At 56.4% G+C, this 16,601-nt stretch carries 15 protein-coding genes and 1 other annotated feature; of the genes, 2 read left to right on the forward strand and 13 right to left on the reverse strand.

Annotated features, from left to right (window positions below; all coding sequences use genetic code 11):
- Positions 1 to 356 (reverse strand): small heat shock chaperone IbpA (ibpA, locus tag HMPREF1144_RS02680; RefSeq protein WP_009651796.1); only part of this gene is annotated, 356 nt, incomplete at its 3' end.
- Positions 350 to 424, reverse strand: a sequence feature (ROSE (Repression Of Heat Shock gene Expression) occurs in the 5'-region of heat shock genes and acts as an RNA thermometer to modulate expression.). Its footprint overlaps the gene before it by 7 nt.
- A 300-nt stretch (positions 425 to 724) precedes the next feature.
- Here ibpA and HMPREF1144_RS02685 point away from each other — a divergent pair.
- A complete protein-coding gene (locus HMPREF1144_RS02685; protein WP_032721909.1) occupies positions 725 to 1,057 on the forward strand; it encodes a YceK/YidQ family lipoprotein in 333 nt (110 codons plus the stop codon).
- A gap of 1 nt (position 1,058) precedes the next feature.
- On the opposite strand, the gene HMPREF1144_RS02690 is transcribed toward HMPREF1144_RS02685, so the two are convergent.
- The 8 genes from HMPREF1144_RS02690 to HMPREF1144_RS02725 all read right to left on the reverse strand — a co-directional run bounded on the left by HMPREF1144_RS02690 (position 1,059) and on the right by HMPREF1144_RS02725 (position 9,352).
- Entirely contained in the window at positions 1,059 to 2,285 is a 1,227-nt protein-coding gene (locus HMPREF1144_RS02690; RefSeq protein ID WP_009651801.1) for a DUF3748 domain-containing protein, read from the reverse strand.
- A 51-nt stretch (positions 2,286 to 2,336) separates the two neighbouring features.
- Positions 2,337 to 3,674 carry an MFS transporter gene (locus HMPREF1144_RS02695; RefSeq protein WP_071846050.1) on the reverse strand — a complete coding sequence of 446 codons (1,338 nt, stop codon included), beginning with the start codon at positions 3,672 to 3,674 and terminating at the stop codon, positions 2,337 to 2,339.
- A gap of 175 nt (positions 3,675 to 3,849) precedes the next feature.
- On the reverse strand, positions 3,850 to 4,998 hold the full coding sequence (gene dgoD, locus HMPREF1144_RS02700; RefSeq protein ID WP_004855688.1) for a galactonate dehydratase: 1,149 nt from the start codon (positions 4,996 to 4,998) through the stop codon (positions 3,850 to 3,852).
- A complete protein-coding gene (locus tag HMPREF1144_RS02705; RefSeq protein WP_009651797.1) occupies positions 4,995 to 5,612 on the reverse strand; it encodes a 2-dehydro-3-deoxy-6-phosphogalactonate aldolase in 618 nt (205 codons plus the stop codon). Before HMPREF1144_RS02705 ends, dgoD begins: the two co-directional genes overlap by 4 nt.
- Positions 5,596 to 6,471 (reverse strand): 2-dehydro-3-deoxygalactonokinase, encoded by an 876-nt coding sequence (locus HMPREF1144_RS02710; protein WP_004855693.1) that lies wholly within the window; start codon positions 6,469 to 6,471, stop codon positions 5,596 to 5,598. The genes HMPREF1144_RS02705 and HMPREF1144_RS02710 overlap by 17 nt, the downstream gene beginning before the upstream one ends.
- Positions 6,468 to 7,157 carry a D-galactonate utilization transcriptional regulator DgoR gene (dgoR, locus tag HMPREF1144_RS02715; RefSeq protein WP_004126932.1) on the reverse strand — a complete coding sequence of 230 codons (690 nt, stop codon included), beginning with the start codon at positions 7,155 to 7,157 and terminating at the stop codon, positions 6,468 to 6,470. Before dgoR ends, HMPREF1144_RS02710 begins: the two co-directional genes overlap by 4 nt.
- Before the next feature lie 241 nt (positions 7,158 to 7,398).
- Complete coding sequence (gene yidA, locus HMPREF1144_RS02720) at positions 7,399 to 8,211, reverse strand: sugar-phosphatase (protein WP_004855697.1); 813 nt, start codon at positions 8,209 to 8,211, stop codon at positions 7,399 to 7,401.
- Positions 8,212 to 8,326: 115 nt separating this feature from the next.
- Positions 8,327 to 9,352, reverse strand: coding sequence for a zinc-dependent alcohol dehydrogenase family protein (locus HMPREF1144_RS02725; RefSeq protein ID WP_004855699.1), 1,026 nt, complete (start codon positions 9,350 to 9,352; stop codon positions 8,327 to 8,329).
- Positions 9,353 to 9,462: 110 nt separating this feature from the next.
- Between HMPREF1144_RS02725 and HMPREF1144_RS02730 the strand changes: the two genes are divergently transcribed.
- Positions 9,463 to 10,398, forward strand: coding sequence for a LysR family transcriptional regulator (locus tag HMPREF1144_RS02730; RefSeq protein ID WP_009651798.1), 936 nt, complete (start codon positions 9,463 to 9,465; stop codon positions 10,396 to 10,398).
- A gap of 32 nt (positions 10,399 to 10,430) precedes the next feature.
- Here HMPREF1144_RS02730 and gyrB read toward each other — a convergent pair whose 3' ends face one another.
- From gyrB to dnaA, 4 genes are all read right to left on the reverse strand, one after another.
- Positions 10,431 to 12,845 (reverse strand): DNA topoisomerase (ATP-hydrolyzing) subunit B, encoded by a 2,415-nt coding sequence (gene gyrB, locus HMPREF1144_RS02735; RefSeq protein ID WP_004855703.1) that lies wholly within the window; start codon positions 12,843 to 12,845, stop codon positions 10,431 to 10,433.
- 28 nt (positions 12,846 to 12,873) lie between these two features.
- Entirely contained in the window at positions 12,874 to 13,947 is a 1,074-nt protein-coding gene (gene recF / locus HMPREF1144_RS02740; protein WP_004855705.1) for a DNA replication/repair protein RecF, read from the reverse strand.
- Positions 13,948 to 14,085: 138 nt separating this feature from the next.
- Positions 14,086 to 15,186, reverse strand: coding sequence for a DNA polymerase III subunit beta (gene dnaN, locus HMPREF1144_RS02745; RefSeq protein ID WP_004107206.1), 1,101 nt, complete (start codon positions 15,184 to 15,186; stop codon positions 14,086 to 14,088).
- Between the two features lie 4 nt (positions 15,187 to 15,190).
- Complete coding sequence (gene dnaA / locus HMPREF1144_RS02750; protein WP_004855706.1) at positions 15,191 to 16,591, reverse strand: chromosomal replication initiator protein DnaA; 1,401 nt, start codon at positions 16,589 to 16,591, stop codon at positions 15,191 to 15,193.
- Positions 16,592 to 16,601 lie beyond the last annotated feature (10 nt).

The following is a 16,601-nucleotide window of genomic DNA, read 5'->3' on the forward strand; positions in this document are numbered from 1 at the left end:
ATATACAGCAGACCGTTTACCAGGTTGGCGCCGCGAATATGAATATTTTCCGCAAGCTGGAATTTACGCTCAAAATTGCGCTCAGCGATGCCCTGATACAGGTAAGTGCGCTCTTTCTGCTCGGCGGCATGGGCGCCTTTTACGATAAGCAGATTATCCTGCGCGGTAATTTCCAGTTCACTCTCGGCAAAACCGGCAACGGCAATCGCGATGCGGTAGTTGTTCTCGTCTACTAACTCAACGTTGTACGGAGGATAGCCGCCATTACTCTGGCTTTGATTATTTTCTAACAGATTGAAAAGGCGGTCGAAACCAATAGCAGAACGATACAGCGGGGAGAGATCGAAATTACGCATAATACATAGCTCCTGAAATCAGCGAGAATTATCTGACCTTCCATCATGGACAGGCCGTTATTACCCGGAATACCCATTCGGCGTATTCTCCGGGAGACACATTCCTAAAATGGGTATATCCATGCCCTTTTCAAGGGGAAAAGGGCAATTTTTTTTGCAGTTTGCGGTCTATTGCTTAGACTGGAGGGACAGCACAAAAGGCAAAGTGCGACGCCTGCCACAGTGCGGCGCAATGGCGCTATGCATCCATGGAATGGCCCGATATAACCGATATGTACGCCATTCTTCAGGCCGCGGTTCTGTTGGCTACGCCCTGCATGATTTTGTACATAGAAGGTTCTATCAACGCCCGTAACGATGACGGAAAAATGATGAAAAACGGTCTGTTAAAGCTGGTCCTGTTTAGCGGGATGATAAGTTTAGGCGGTTGCTCCAGCGTGATGTCACATACCGGCGGTAAAGAAGGAACCTATCCGGGAACGCGCGCCAGCGCGCAAATGCTGGGAGATAGCGATGCCAACTGGGGTACGAAATCCCTGGTGGCGCTGGATATGCCGCTCACGGCCGTTATGGACACGCTGCTGCTACCGTGGGATATGTTCCGCACCGATAGCTCGGTTAAATCGCGCGTGGAAAAGAGCGAGAAAGAGACGCTGGCGACCAACTCCGTGATCCCGCCAGCGCCAATGCCGAACCCCTGATTTAGCGCGCCGTTGCGGTTACCCACAGCTGGCGGTAACCGTCCACCTCCTCCATCCAGGCAAGCCGTTTGCCGTCTGGCGAAAAGACGACCGCATCGGCCGAAGGCGGATTTTCATGCGCATCGGTCAAAAAGAGGATCTCCCCGCTCCGCGCATCACAAAGCGCGATGCGGTTTTCCAGCACAAAGCCCAGCCATTTTCCTGACGGATGCCAGTTAAACGCCGACTGGATATCGGATCGGTTGTGGGTCAACTGCCGCAGCCCGTCACCCTGAGGCGAGATAAGCCACATTTGCACCACGCCGGCCTCATCGCGCATCAGAAAAGCAATCTCCGTTGCCTGCGGATTGGCGCGTACCCAATGACGGGGCGTAGTCACCAGCCCCGGATAACGACGTTCATGGGTAAACGTTAAGCGACGCTGAACCACGCCGGCAGGAGGCGCCGGCATCGTGGCTTGCGTTCCTGCCAGCGGCGCATCGCCAGACTGCTTCCAGTCCTGCTCGCTCTGCGGCAACGCGACAATAAACAGCTCCGGCACTTTGTCGCCGTTTATCGCTCGCGTATCGCCAATAAACGCCAGCGCCCGGTCGCCGACCCAGCCTTCTTCATAGGCGCGATTAATCTCGTCGCTGCCCGGCGCGGGGGACGGCGTTGTGCGGCTGACCAGCACGCACCAGTGGCTACCGCCGTATTGCCGTGGATGATCCCCACGCGGTACTACCGGGCCATAGGGAACCGCAACGCCAACGTTGCGCAAATCCAGCGCCGGATCGCGTTCATGCAACACGTGGTCGTTATAGGTAAAGCTGACAAATTCACCGCTCGGGCTGAAAACATGCACATGGCTGCCGCCGCGCAGCGCGCCGGGGGTATAGGGCGGAGTGATATCCATCGCATCGAGGTTGTGCGTTTCGCCCTGCCAGGACACCACGCCGCGACGATGGTGGAAATCGTAATGCCAGCGCTCGTCAGGGTTTTCCGGGCCGTGGATGAAGACATATTTATCTATCGATGGATGAACGGTCACCACGCCAACGTACGCGCCCTGTCCGGCACGGTAGAGGATCTCAACCTCCCCAGTATCGACATTCACCCGCTCGATGGTTTCGCCGGTAAAAGAGGCGCCAGAGGGACGAACGTCAAAGACCAGCCACCGGCTGTCCGCCGTCCAGGCGCGGGTGTTGGTAAGCTGATGATGACGGAGAGCAAAGGTGACTTGTTTCATAAAGATACCCTGATGCGAGACTTTCGCATCAGGGTATAGTATCGGAAAGGATTAGCCTACTCGTTTGACATCCCCCACCAGCAGGATGTAAGAGAGCGCGCCCACCAGCGCAATAACGGAAATATAAACCAGCGCAGGAGCAAAACCATAGTCCTGGGCCAGATAGCCCACCACCAGCGGAACGGTGATACCGCCCAGCCCGCCGACGAAATTAAACATTCCACCGGTCAACCCGATAAGCCGCATCGGCGCAAGCGAAGAGACCAGCGACCAGGTAATAGAAGCGAAGCCGTTACCGAAGAAGGCCAGCGCCATCAGGACCATAATCCACACCGGATCGTTGGTATAGTTTGCGCCCATGATGCAGGTCGAGATCAGCAGGCCGCAGATAATCGGGGTTTTACGCGCGGCGCCTAACGAGAAACCTTTTCTTACCAGCCTGTCCGCCAGCCAGCCGGAGAGCAGCACGCCAACAAAGGCGGCAAGGAACGGAACCGTGGTCATAAAGCCCGCTTTCAGCGCCGTAATCCCCTTTTCCTGGGTCAGATAGTTAGGGAACCAGGTCAGGAAGAACCACAGCGTCGAGGTCACGGCAAACTGTCCAAGGTAAACGCCAATCAGTTTGCGATGGAATACCAGCTTCCAGTCGGCTTTGGTCAGCGGCTGCCGCGCCTCTTTTTTAACGGGCGCATCGCCGTCCACCAGACCACCGCCGTCGCGAATATAATCCAGCTCGGCTTTGCTGATGCTTTTCGTCAGACGCGGCGGCTGATAAACCTTAATCCAAATCAGTGACCATACGATCCCGATAGCGCCGGTAACGATAAATACCCAGTGCCAGCTCAGCATTTCCTGAATCCAGATTAATAGCGGGGTCAGGAATGCCAGCCCGACAAACTGGCCTGAGGTGTAAAAACCGACGGCTGATGCGCGTTCGTGCTCCGGAAACCAGCTGGTCACCATGCGATTATTGGTGGGAAACGCCGGCGCTTCAAATATCCCGGTAATCGCGCGCAGGCCAATCAACGACATCAGCCCGGTGGCAAATCCCTGCAGTAGCGTCGCCACCGACCAGCCAAAAATAGCGATAAAGTAGGTCAGCCTTGAGCCCACGCGGTCAAGGAACCAGCCGCCGGGAATCTGGCAAAGCGTATACAGCCACGCGAAGGCGGAAAATACATATCCCATTTCCGCTTTGGTAATACCAAACTCTTCCTGAATATGCGCCGATGCCACCGCAAGGTTAGCGCGGTCAACATAACAAATCACCACGGTAATAAAGATCATTATCAGCGTCAAATAGCGACGACGCCCGGGTTTTGCAGCTGTAACTGAAATATCCATCGCAATCTGTCTCCAGATTTTGGGCATAGCGAGGCCGCTCACCATGCCCGGTAATTTACAGAGGGTGTGTTTAAAATTTATATTTTTGCTTACGAATGCTCTAAATAGTTCACGTTGCAGGAAGGCGGCAAGATTGCAAATCCCCGGGAGCTTACATTAGTAAGTGACCGGGGTGCGCAATCGCAGCCAACGCACCTGTGGCGTGAAATATGAAGAGCATTTACCATTCCGCGACGCTACCATCCTCATGCCGCCACAACGGATTACGCCAGTCCGGCGCATTCTGACTTAATTCAATGACCCGCGCTTCATCGATTTCTACGCCAAGCCCGGGCTTCATTAATGGTTTAAAGAAACCGCCTTCCATATTGAAGTCCTCTTTATTTTTCACAAAGTCGAGTAATTCCGCGCCCTTGTTATAGTGAATGCCCATACTTTGCTCCTGGAAGACGGCGTTATAGGAGACAAAATCGACGTGCAGGCAGGCGGCAAGCGCAATGGGTCCCAGCGGGCAGTGCGGCGCCAGCGCCACGTCGTAGGCTTCGGCCATTCCGGCGATTTTATAGCACTCGGTAATACCGCCCGCATGCGACAGGTCGGGTTGCAGAATAGCCAGCCCACCGGCTTCCAGCACGCGTTTAAACTCGAAGCGCGAGAACATGCGTTCGCCCGCCGCGATAGGAATCGAGGTTTGCGCCGCCAGCCGCGGATAATATTCCGCCTGCTCGGCAAGAACCGGCTCCTCAATAAACAGCGGGCGATATTGTTCCAGCTCTTTAATCAGCACCTTCGCCATTGGCGCGCTAACGCGGCCGTGGAAATCGAGGCCGAACTCAATTTCATTGCCGAACGCTTCGCGAATTTGCGCGACGGTATTCACCGCCGCATCCACCGCGCGAGAATTATCGATCAGCCCCAGCTCTTCGCAGCCGTTTAATTTGAAGGTATCAAAACCAATACCGCGCAGCTTCTTGATGCCGTCAATCACCTCTGCCGGACGGTCGCCGCCAACCCAGCTGTAGGCTTTGATTTTGTCACGTACCAGGCCGCCCATTAGCTGCCAGACCGGCGCGTTCAGCACTTTGCCTTTAATATCCCACAGCGCCTGGTCGATACCGGCGATGGCGCTCATTAAAATCGGGCCGCCGCGGTAAAAGCCCGCGCGGTACATCACCTGCCACAGGTCGTTAATCCGCGCCGGATCCTGGCCTATGAGATAATCGCCGAGCTCATGCACCGCCGCCTCTACGGTGCGCGCGCGCCCTTCAATCACGGGCTCGCCCCAGCCAACCACGCCTTCGTCGGTTTCAATTTTTAGAAACATCCAGCGCGGGGGTAAACGATACGTGGTGAGTTTGGTTATTTTCATTGCACTGCCTCTCGATACGCTTTAACAAATGCTGCCGCCTGCCGTTGGGTTCGCTCTACGGATTGGCCAGCGCGATAAAGATCGCTGCCCAACCCGGCGCCGGTACAGCCTGCTTTTATCCACTGCGCCAGATTTTCCGGCGTCACGCCGCCCACCGCAAAAACGGGCACCTCCGGCGGCAAAACGGCTTTTAACGCTTTGATGTAGTCAGGGCCAAAAGCCGAAGATGGGAAGACTTTCAACGCCTGCGCCCCGGCATCCAGCGCGGCGAACGCTTCCGTCGCCGTCGCGCATCCCGGACAAACCGTCATGCCGTAGCTCACCGCGCGGCGAATGACCTCGGGCTGAATATTGGGCGTGACGATAAGCCTGCAGCCCATTGAGGCAAGCTGGTCCACCCGTTCTGCATTAAGCACGGTGCCTGCACCAATCAGGGCTTTATCGCCATAAGCCTCAACAACGGCGGGAATACTCTTTTCCCACTGCGGTGAGTTGAGCGGAATTTCAACGGCGTCAAATCCGGCGTCGATCGCCGCCCCCACGTGCGCCAGCGCCTCTTCCGGCGTAATCCCGCGCAGGATAGCGATAAGCGGTAAGTTAGTTTGCCACTGCATGGATGATGCTCCTTATTCCTGTCTGAAATGCGTTGTCGCCCGACACCACGGTGGTCTGACGGCCAATGGCGCTCAGGGCCTGCTGATAGCGGTTCGCCAGCGCATCTCCGGCAACAATGGTGACCTTCGGGTCACCGAAGCGGCTACTCATGGTGGCAACTTCCGCGCCAATCAGCAGGCCGGAGAGAAATTCGCTGACGTGTTCGCGCGGCAATGAGCCCAGCACGTGTGAAGCGCGAACCTCAAAAAGCTGCGGCAGGATGTCTGGCGAATGCAGGCCGCGCTCAAGCCCGGCGTTAAACGCGTCAGGAGCGGATATCTGCTCCGGTAACCCGGCGCCGACCAGCGAGTGGCGCAGCAGCAGATGATGCAGTTCACCGGCCATCACCGTACGAAAGTCGTTAATTTGTTGGCGGTCTGCCTGCACCCATTTGCAGTGGGTGCCGGGCATCACGTAGACGGAAGAAGGGGCTATCGCCCGCGCGCCGAGGAGCTGAGTCTCTTCGCCGCGCATCACATTCTGGTTATCGTCGCGAGAGACGCTGAGTCCGGGAATAATCCAGACGTTGTCGCTAACGGCAGTTAATTGTTCACCAATGGCGGAGAAATGAACGGGAACCGGCAAGTAGGGTACCGCCTGCCAGCCGACGTTACTGCCGACCATTCCTGCCATCACCGCCGGGGTCGCGCCGTCGCGCCAGCCCCGGGTTATTTCGCTAAACACCGCGGCGGGGGAGTGTCCGTTCAGACGCGTGACGCCTGCTTCCGATTGCCTGCTCTCCAGGCACCGTTCGCCCTGATAGAGCCAGGCGCGCAGGTTGGTCGATCCCCAGTCAATTGCGATGTAGCGAGATGTCATGTGATTTCCTTTAACCTTCGTGTCGAGCTGGCGATCATGGTGAGCGCCGCCTGCTCCGCCGCTTCGCTGTCCTGATGCCGGATGGCGTCAAACAGCGCCTTATGTTCCTGGAGCGTTTTCGGCATGTTGGCCTCATCGCCCATCCACGTTCTTTCAAACACCGCCCGCTGTAGCGAACTGATCGCCACGTTGAGCTGCTGCAGAACCGGGTTATGCACCGACTGCAGCACCGCCTCGTGATAGCGAATATCCGCTTCGTTAAACGCTTCCCTGTCCTGGTTGTTGGCGATCATGTCGTTGAGCGCTTCTTCTATTTGCGCCAGGTCGCTCGACGTTGCGCGCTCTGCCGCCCAGCGGGCAATCGCGGGTTCAACCAGGTTACGTACCTCGCTCATCGCGCTAATCAGCCGCGGGTCGTAATCACTCTCCAGCACCCACTGTAAAACGTCGGTGTCGAGATAATTCCACTGGTTACGCGGCGCAACGAACGCGCCGCGATAGCGCTTCATTTCAATCAGCCGCTTAGCCATCAACGAACGGAACACTTCGCGAATGATATTGCGCGAGGTGGCAAACTCCTCACACAGGTCGGCTTCCGCGGGCAGCGCAGAGCCGGGAACGTATTTGCCGCTGACAATCTGCTTGCCCAGCGTGATGACGATGCGATCGGTTTTATTGAGAGTCATGGAAAGTCCTTGTGCTCTGGATGTCTCTCTACTTTACCGCGACAGGCGGTTTTAACCGCAACTTTGTAGTACTAACGTGATACCACTCGTCATCGCCGTGGACACAATGTAGTACAATGCAAACATGTTGTACTACAATTTAGATCACAAAAACGACAATTCGGTTTGGAGATTTTGCGCCGGGGTAAACTCAAGGCATAAAAAAACCCGCGATAAACGCGGGTTTTTCAGAAAGAGATTTTTAGTTTAAGACATATTTTTCAATAGCATATGCCACACCGTCTTCCAGGTTAGATTTGGTGATAAAGTTTGCCGCTTCTTTGACGGCCGGAATCGCGTTATCCATCGCCACGCCGACGCCAGCGTATTCAATCATCGCGATGTCGTTTTCCTGATCGCCAATCGCCATCACCTCTTCCGGCTGGATGCCCAGCGCATCGGCCAGCGATTTCACGCCGGTACCTTTGGTGACGCGTTTATCAAGAATTTCAAGGAAGTACGGCGCGCTTTTCAGCACGGTGTACTTCTCTTTCACTTCAGCCGGAATGCGGGCGATAGCCTTGTCCAGAATCGCCGGCTCATCGATCATCATCACTTTCAGCAGCTGGATATTCGGATCCATCTTTTCAGCTTCGCAGAAGACCAGCGGGATCGTCGCCACGTAGGATTCATGTACCGTGTAATAGCTCACATCGCGGTTCGCGGTATACAGGGTATTACGATCGAGCGCGTGGAAGTGGGAGCCGACATCGCGGGCCAGCTGTTCCAGATAGCGGTAGTCGTCGTAGCCCAGCGCGGTTTGCGCAACGGTACTGCCGTCGCTCGCCTTCTGCACTAAAGCACCGTTATAGGTGATGCAGTAATCTCCAGGCTGCTCCATATGCAGTTCTTTCAGATAGCTGTGCACGCCAGCGTAAGGGCGACCGGTGGTCAGCACCACATTGACGCCGCGTTCACGGGCTGCGGCAATCGCGGTTTTCACCGCAGGTGAAATGGTATGGTCTGGCAGCAGCAGCGTGCCGTCCATATCAATTGCAATCAGTTTAATAGCCATGAAATCCCCGGGTAAGATGAGTCCTTACTCATGCTAACGCGATTAAGCCCACAAAAATAGAGCTACATTGCGCAGCAGAACCCCCCCTTTTAGGCAAGATCCGGGGAACGGGGTCTTACTCGCGGGTGAGCACGATTTTGCCAAACGCACCGCGATCGAGGTGTTCAAGCGCCTGTGCAAGCTGGTTAAAGCGGTAACGGTGCTCAATCACCGGTTTCAGCCTGGTCACGTCAACGGCGCGGACAAAATCTTCCAGTGCGCGACGGTGCCCAACGCCAATACCTTGAATCACAGGTGATTTCAGCAACAGTTCACCCGCGGGCAGCGAGATTTCACTGCCGGCCAGCACGCCGATGACCGAAATACGCCCATGAACCGCCACGGCGCGCAGGGAATGCCTCAGGTTCTCCCCGCCAACGGTTTCAATGATGTGGTCGATGCCGCGATCGTTCGTCAGTTCGTATATCCCTTCAGCCCAGTCGCCTTTAAGCCGGTTGATGCCATAATCGGCGCCGAGTTGTTTGGCCCGCGCCAGTTTTTCATCGCTCCCGGACGTGACAAAAACCTCTGCCCCCTGCGCTTTGGCAATTTGCAAAGCGAATATCGCCACACCGCCCGTGCCCTGCACCAGTACCGATTGCCCGGCGCGTAAATGACCGCGCTCCACCAGCGCGAACCATGCGGTAAGCCCGGCGCATGGTAACGTGCTGGCCTCGGCGTCATCCAGGGTTTCCGGGGCGGCCACCAGCCCGTTTTCATTCACAATCACGTACTCAGACAGCATTCCCTGGAAGTAACCGCCGGTCGTTTTATAGGGCAAAGTGCGGGCGTCCGCTGTAGGCCTACCGTCGATCCACTCCGGGAAAAAGGTCGAGATGACGCGAGCGCCGGGTGTGAAACGCGTGACGCCCTCACCCGTACTTTCCACCACGCCCGCCATATCGGACGCCGGCGTAAACGGGAAGGAAAGCGCAATCGGCATGGTGCCTTCAATGACCATTTTATCGCGATAGTTGAGCGCAACGGCATTCACCCGTACGCAGACTTCACCCGGCCCTGGCTGCGGAACAGGCGACTGGATGAGTTTGAGGTTGTCGCGCCCGAGGGCGTCCATGGACCAGCGTTGCATTGTCTCAGTCATTTTTTCTCTCCTGCCATTAAATAAGCTTCAGGAGCGACAGTCTACCGTTGACTCAGGGTCGCCAGTGGCGATAAGTTTTCCCGTTATTGATGAAAGAAAAGATACAATCCATGACCGATACGCTGAAGGATATTCCGGTTTTTGTGGCCGCCGTTGAGGCGGGGAGTTTTGCTCAGGCCGCAATCCGTTTGCATTTGTCGCGTTCGGCGGTGGGAAAGAGCATCGCTCGCCTTGAGGAGCGACTGGGGGTACGTCTGTTTCAACGTACGACCCGCAGCCAGAGCCTGACCGACAACGGCGCCCTTTTTTATGAACACTGCCTGCGCGCGCTGGAGGAAATTCGGGGCGCAGAATCGCTGCTGGAAACGGGGAAACAGCAGGTCAGTGGCCGCCTGCGCGTGGCCATGCCGGTACTGTTTGGCCGCCAGTGCATCGCCCCGCTGCTGATCGCGCTGGCGCAGGAACATCCAGGCCTTGAGCTGGAGATGTCATTCAGCGATCGCGTGGTGGATCTCGTCGAGGAAGGGTTTGATATGGCGGTGCGTAACGGCACGCTTCAGGACAGCAGCGTTCTGGTCGCCAGAAAGCTGGGAGAACACCGCATGGTGCTGTGCGCCGCGCCGGATTATCTGCTGAAGAAGGGCACGCCGCAAAACGTTGATGATTTACCCCATCATGCGGCCATTAACTATCTGCAGGCAGGCAGAGTGCTCTCCTGGCAGCTGATGGATAGCGAAGGTGCCTCGCACACCTTTACTCCCCGTTCATCGCTCAATATGGATGATTTGCAGGCGATCTGCGACGCTGCGCTGGCCGGACACGGCATTGCATGGCTGCCCTGCTGGATGGTCAGTAAAGAAATTCATCAGGGAAAACTCGTTCCGCTGTTAAAGCAGGCGCCGGATGTGCGCTTCGACGTTCACGCGGTCTGGCAACAGACGCCGCATCTACCGCTGAGGGTAAGAATTGCCGTCGATATGCTCGCCAGCCGTTTACCGTCCGTGATGTCGCTGGACAGGCCTGCGCCCACAAAAAAGCCGCGCTAAACGCGCGGCCTGAGTATGGCGGTGTACGACGATTAAATATCGATGTTTGCCGCTTTGAGGGCGTTCTCTTCGATAAAGGCACGACGCGGTTCAACGGCGTCCCCCATCAGGGTCGTGAACAGCTGGTCAGCGGCAATCGCGTCCTTGACGGTCACGCGCAGCATGCGGCGGCTGTCCGGATCCATGGTAGTTTCCCACAGCTGATCCGGGTTCATCTCACCAAGACCTTTATAGCGCTGGATAGAGAGGCCGCGACGGGACTCTTTCACCAGCCAGTCCAGCGCCTGCTCGAAGCTGGCAACCGGCTGACGACGTTCGCCGCGCTCGATAAAGGCATCGTCTTCAATCAAACCGCGCAGCGTTTCGCCCAGCGCGCAGATACGGTGGTATTCCGGCCCGGTGACAAACTCGTGATCCAGCGGGTAGTCGGTATCCACGCCGTGGGTACGCACGCGAACGATCGGCTCAAACTGCTGCAGCTCGGCGTTCTCGCGGACATCAAATTTCCACTGGCTGCCGTGCTGCTCTTTCTCGTTCAGCTCGCTCACCAGGGTGTTGATCCAGCGCGTTACGGTCTGCTCGTTCGCCAGGTCGGCCTCCGCCAGCGTCGGCTGATAGATAAGCTCTTTCAGCAGGGCTTTCGGGAAGCGACGCTCCATACGACCGATCATTTTCTGCGTGGCGTTATACTCGGCAACCAGTCTCTCCAGCGGCTCGCCGGCTAAGGCCGGCGCGTTGGCGTTGGTATGCAAAGTGGCGCCATCCAGCGCGATGGAGATTTGGTACTGATCCATCGCTTCGTCGTCTTTAATGTACTGTTCCTGCTTGCCTTTCTTCACTTTGTACAGCGGCGGCTGGGCAATGTAGACGTGTCCGCGCTCAACGATTTCCGGCATCTGGCGATAGAAGAAGGTCAGCAGCAGCGTACGAATGTGCGAGCCGTCGACGTCCGCATCGGTCATGATGATGATGCTGTGGTAGCGCAGTTTGTCCGGGTTGTACTCATCGCGGCCAATGCCGCAGCCCAGCGCGGTAATCAGCGTCGCCACTTCCTGAGACGCGAGCATTTTGTCAAAGCGCGCTTTCTCAACGTTAAGGATTTTACCTTTCAGCGGCAGAATCGCCTGGTTCTTACGGTTACGCCCCTGTTTCGCAGAGCCGCCCGCAGAGTCCCCTTCCACTAAGTACAGTTCAGAGTGCGCGGGATCGCGTTCCTGACAGTCCGCCAGCTTGCCCGGCAGGCCAGCCAGATCCAGCGCGCCTTTACGGCGAGTCATTTCACGCGCCCGACGTGCGGCTTCGCGCGCGCGCGCCGCGTCGATGATTTTACCGACCACGATTTTGGCGTCAGACGGGTTTTCCAGCAGGTATTCGTTCAGCAGTTCGTTCATCTGCTGTTCGACCGCCGATTTCACCTCTGAGGAGACCAGCTTGTCTTTGGTCTGCGAGGAGAATTTCGGATCCGGCACCTTCACGGAGACCACGGCAATCAGGCCTTCACGGGCATCGTCGCCGGTGGCGCTGACTTTCGCTTTTTTGCTATAGCCTTCTTTATCCATGTAGGCGTTCAGGGTACGGGTCATTGCCGCACGGAAGCCTGCAAGGTGGGTGCCGCCGTCGCGCTGCGGAATGTTGTTGGTAAAGCAGTAGATGTTTTCCTGGAAACCATCGTTCCACTGCAGCGCAACTTCAACGCCGATGCCGTCTTTTTCGGTGGAGAAATAGAAGATATTCGGGTGGATCGGCGTTTTGTTTTTGTTCAGATATTCGACGAACGCTTTGATACCGCCTTCGTAGTGGAAATGATCTTCTTTACCGTCGCGCTTGTCGCGCAGGCGAATCGACACTCCGGAGTTCAGGAACGACAGCTCGCGCAGGCGTTTTGCCAGAATCTCGTATTCGAATTCGACCACGTTGGTAAAAGTTTCGTAGCTCGGCCAGAAGCGAACCATGGTGCCGGTTTTTTCGGTTTCGCCGGTAACCGCCAGCGGCGCCTGCGGCACGCCGTGGGCATAAATCTGACGGTGAATTTTGTTATCGCGCTGAATGACCAGCTCCAGCTTCTGCGACAGGGCGTTAACAACGGAAACGCCTACGCCATGCAGACCACCGGAAACTTTATACGAGTTATCATCAAATTTACCGCCCGCGTGCAGAACGGTCATGATCACTTCCGCCGCCGACACGCCCTCTTCCGGGTGAATACCGGTCGGAATACCGCGGCCGTCATCCTGTACGGAGACGGAGTTGTCGCTGTGGATAGTAACAACGATGTCTTTACAGTAACCTGCGAGCGCTTCGTCGATAGCGTTATCCACAACCTCGAATACCATGTGGTGCAGACCGGTGCCGTCATCCGTGTCGCCGATATACATACCCGGGCGCTTACGCACCGCATCCAGCCCTTTCAGGACTTTGATACTGGAGGAGTCATAAGAATTCGACATCAACGTTTCTCGCTCATTTCATCTTAGGTTAATCCGCTATTTTACCCTTTTCCACGGTAAACATCTTCGAATTTTCGTCCGACATGTCCATAACGTGTTCAGCGCTAATGGCGCTGACGAAAACCTGCGACTGCGTGGCTTTTAAGCGGCTGGCCAGCAGCCCACGCCGCGCGTCGTCAAGTTCCGAGGCAAAATCATCTATCAGGTACAGGCAGCGCCGCCCGCTTTCACGGGTCAGAAACTCGCCTTGCGCCAGTCGTAGGGCGCACATCAGCAGCTTAAGCTGCCCGCGTGACAATGTATCCTCTACCGGCGCGCCGTCGGCACGAATGCGGAAATCCGCTTTGTGCGGGCCGTGGGCGGTATAGGTTAGCATGCGGTCGCGTTCGAAATTTCGCTCCAGCACCTCGGCATAATCCGTTTCTTTCTCCCAGCCGCGCTGGAAAGAGAAGGTGAGAGCAAACTCCGGTAAAAACTGCCGACAGGTATCCGCCATGTCTTCGACGATAGCGGCACTGTATTCGGCCCGCCAGCTGCTGATTTGCTCCGCCAGCGGTATCAGCTCCAGATCCCAGGGCCGCAGCTGCGCATAGCGACTGACCTGACGCAGCGCGGCGTTGCGCTGCTTCACCAGGCGCTTCAGGTTGCTCCAGGCGGTGAAGAATCCGGCTTCGTTGTGGAAGCATCCCCAGTCAAGGAACGCTCTTCTGTATTTGGGGCCGCCGTTGAGTAAAGTAAACCCCTCCGGCGTAATCAGCTGCATCGGCATCAGGTGCGCCAGCTCCGCCACTTTGTGGCCGTCGGTGCCGTCGATGCGCACCTTGCTGTCGCCCTGCTTGTCTTTGGTCAGGCCGATAGATACTTCTCGCTCTTCGCCCTGCAGGCGGCCGTGCAGGACAAAGGACTCCTGCTCGTGACGAATCACGCGGCCAATCTGCAAACTCCGAAACGCCCGACCGTGGCCAAGCGTGTAGATAGCTTCAAGTACGCTGGTTTTGCCGCTGCCGTTGGCGCCAACCAGGAAGTTAAAGCCGGGAGATAAAGCGAGATCCGCATGTTCAATATTGCGGAAGTCTTTGATTAGAAGTCGGGATAGCGACATATCAGCTCATAACCAGGGCGTTATCGGCGCAGTTAGTCTGGTTACGGCCAGCGCGCAGCAACCGGAGCGTACTAAAGTACGTGAGGATTGCGAGCACTGCCCGGAGCCAGAATAACAAGTAAGATAGCCCGATATTTTCTACAGCCTCATAGGCATGACGACATAGGCTGCGGATTGGGAAGCCGCATCCTCAATCTGCACGCTCGACACGGAATCGGTCAGCAGAATACGCACATTCTCGCACTTCAGCGCGTTAAGCACATCCAGTACATAGCTGACGTTAAAGCCGATTTCCATCTCAGTCCCGGCATAGGTGACGTCCAGAATCTCTTCCGCTTCTTCCTGTTCCGGGTTATTGGCGGTGATTTTCAGCTGATTTTCACTGACGTACAGGCGCACACCGCGGAATTTTTCGTTGGAAAGAATCGCCGCGCGGGCAAAGGCCTGCTTGAGAATATCGCAGCCGGCGTCCAGGTGCTTATCCGGATTTTTCGGCAGTACGCGGCGATAGTCAGGGAAACGACCATCCACCAGCTTTGAAGTGAAGATAAAGTCGCCAACGTGAGCGCGGATATTGTTGCTGCCGATCTGCACGCGCAGCGGGGTATCGCCGCCGTCGAGCATACGCATCAGCTCAATCACGCCTTTACGCGGTACGATCACCGAATGATTGGGCAGGGACTCTTCCAGCGGCATCGAGCAAACCGCCAGGCGGTGGCCGTCGGTCGCCACGGTGCGAAGTTCGCTGCCTTCGGTTTCAAACAGCATGCCGTTCAAGTAATAGCGAACGTCCTGATGTGCCATCGAAAACTGCGTCGCCTCGATCAGGCGCTTCATGGTCGCCTGCGGCAGGGTAAATTCAACTTCGCTCTGCCAGTCATCAAGGTTGGGGAAATCCGCTGCTGGCAGCGTAGAGAGCGAGAAGCGGCTGCGACCGGAACGCACCAGCATACGCTCGCCTTCCAGCTGTACCGCAATCTCCGCGCCCTCAGGCAGGCCGCGGCAGATATCAAAAAATTTACGCGCCGGAACGGTTGTTGCTCCCGCTTCGTGCGGCTGAATCAGCGCAACGCGCGCGACCATTTCCATTTCCAGATCGGTACCGGTCAGCGACAGCGCGCCATCGGTAACCTGAAGGAGCAGGTTGCCAAGAATCGGTAGCGTCGGACGACCACCTAAAGGACCGCTCACCTGTTGCAGCGGTTTTAATAAATGTTCACGTTCTACGGTAAATTTCATAGCGTCACGAGGATAATGTTCTGATTAAATTGGAAAAATCTTCTTTGATATCGTGGCTTTCTTCACGCAGTTGCTCAATCTTACGGCAAGCGTGCAGGACGGTGGTATGGTCGCGGCCGCCAAACGCATCGCCGATTTCCGGCAGACTGTGGTTGGTCAGCTCTTTTGCCAGCGCCATCGCCATCTGGCGGGGGCGCGCCACCGAACGGGAGCGGCGTTTAGACAGCAGGTCCGCTACCTTAATTTTGTAATACTCCGCCACCGTCTTTTGAATATTGTCGATGGTGACCAGTTTTTCCTGTAAAGCCAACAGATCGCGCAGCGCTTCGCGTACGAAATCGATGGTGATCGCCCGGCCGGTAAAGTTGGCGTTGGCGATAACGCGGTTCAGCGCCCCTTCCAGCTCACGTACGTTAGAGCGCAGGCGCTTGGCAATGAAGAACGCCACTTCGCCCGGCAGGCGGATGTCGTTTTCATCGGCTTTTTTCATCAGGATCGCCACGCGGGTTTCCAGCTCAGGCGGCTCGATCGCAACCGTCAGCCCCCAGCCGAAGCGTGATTTCAGACGATCTTCAACCCCGTTGATCTCCTTCGGATAGCGATCCGACGTCAGGATGATCTGCTGATTGCCTTCCAGCAGGGCGTTAAAGGTGTGGAAAAACTCTTCCTGCGAGCGCTCTTTATTAGCAAAAAACTGAATGTCATCGATCAGCAGTGCGTCAACGGAGCGGTAATAGCGCTTAAATTCTTCAATGGCGTTGTTTTGCAGGGCTTTTACCATGTCCTGTACAAAACGCTCGGAGTGCATGTAAACCACTTTCGCATTGGGTTTGCGCGCCACAATTCCGTTACCCACCGCATGTAAAAGGTGCGTTTTACCCAGGCCGGTGCCGCCATAAAGAAACAGCGGGTTGTACGCGCCGCCGGGGTTATCCGCAACCTGACGCGCCGCCGCGCGAGCCAGCTGGTTGGATTTACCTTCGACGAAGTTATCAAACGTATGTTTGACATTGACGTTAGAGCGGTAGGTCGGTTCTGCCGGCGCCGGAACGTTATCCCAACCCGGACGCACGATAGTGGGCGCAACGCGCGTTGTCTGGATCTGCTGCGCAGGCGCTGCGGCCGCAACGCTTACCGTACCTCTCTGCATCTGAACGGCAGGCTTAGCGCCCACCTCAAACCGCAGCTGTGGGGCATCCGCACCGCAAAAATCATTGAGGAGTCCATTGATATTATTGAGGTATTTATCCCTTACCCAATCGAGCACAAAACGGTTTGGCGCATACAGTGCCAGCGTGTTATCGCTCAATTCCGCCTGCAAAGGGCGTATCCACATGCTGAATTCTGTGGCTGGTAACTCATCCTGCAATCGGGCAAGACACTGCTGCCAAAGCGAAAGTGACACGGCGGACTCC

Source organism: Klebsiella sp. OBRC7, assembly GCF_000293135.1.
Lineage (GTDB): Bacteria > Pseudomonadota > Gammaproteobacteria > Enterobacterales > Enterobacteriaceae > Klebsiella > Klebsiella michiganensis.

Excerpts from the sequence above, each read along its gene's own strand:
- HMPREF1144_RS02685 (WP_032721909.1), top strand. The coding sequence starts at position 725 with ATGATGAAAAACGGTCTGTTAAAGCTGGTCCTGTTTAGCGGGATGATA.
- HMPREF1144_RS02690 (WP_009651801.1), bottom strand. The coding sequence starts at position 2,285 with ATGAAACAAGTCACCTTTGCTCTCCGTCATCATCAGCTTACCAACACC.
- HMPREF1144_RS02695 (WP_071846050.1), bottom strand. The coding sequence starts at position 3,674 with ATGGTGAGCGGCCTCGCTATGCCCAAAATCTGGAGACAGATTGCGATG.
- dgoD (WP_004855688.1), bottom strand. The coding sequence starts at position 4,998 with ATGAAAATAACCAAACTCACCACGTATCGTTTACCCCCGCGCTGGATG.
- HMPREF1144_RS02705 (WP_009651797.1), bottom strand. The coding sequence starts at position 5,612 with ATGCAGTGGCAAACTAACTTACCGCTTATCGCTATCCTGCGCGGGATT.
- HMPREF1144_RS02710 (WP_004855693.1), bottom strand. The coding sequence starts at position 6,471 with ATGACATCTCGCTACATCGCAATTGACTGGGGATCGACCAACCTGCGC.
- dgoR (WP_004126932.1), bottom strand. The coding sequence starts at position 7,157 with ATGACTCTCAATAAAACCGATCGCATCGTCATCACGCTGGGCAAGCAG.
- yidA (WP_004855697.1), bottom strand. The coding sequence starts at position 8,211 with ATGGCTATTAAACTGATTGCAATTGATATGGACGGCACGCTGCTGCTG.
- HMPREF1144_RS02725 (WP_004855699.1), bottom strand. The coding sequence starts at position 9,352 with ATGACTGAGACAATGCAACGCTGGTCCATGGACGCCCTCGGGCGCGAC.
- HMPREF1144_RS02730 (WP_009651798.1), top strand. The coding sequence starts at position 9,463 with ATGACCGATACGCTGAAGGATATTCCGGTTTTTGTGGCCGCCGTTGAG.
- gyrB (WP_004855703.1), bottom strand. The coding sequence starts at position 12,845 with ATGTCGAATTCTTATGACTCCTCCAGTATCAAAGTCCTGAAAGGGCTG.
- recF (WP_004855705.1), bottom strand. The coding sequence starts at position 13,947 with ATGTCGCTATCCCGACTTCTAATCAAAGACTTCCGCAATATTGAACAT.
- dnaN (WP_004107206.1), bottom strand. The coding sequence starts at position 15,186 with ATGAAATTTACCGTAGAACGTGAACATTTATTAAAACCGCTGCAACAG.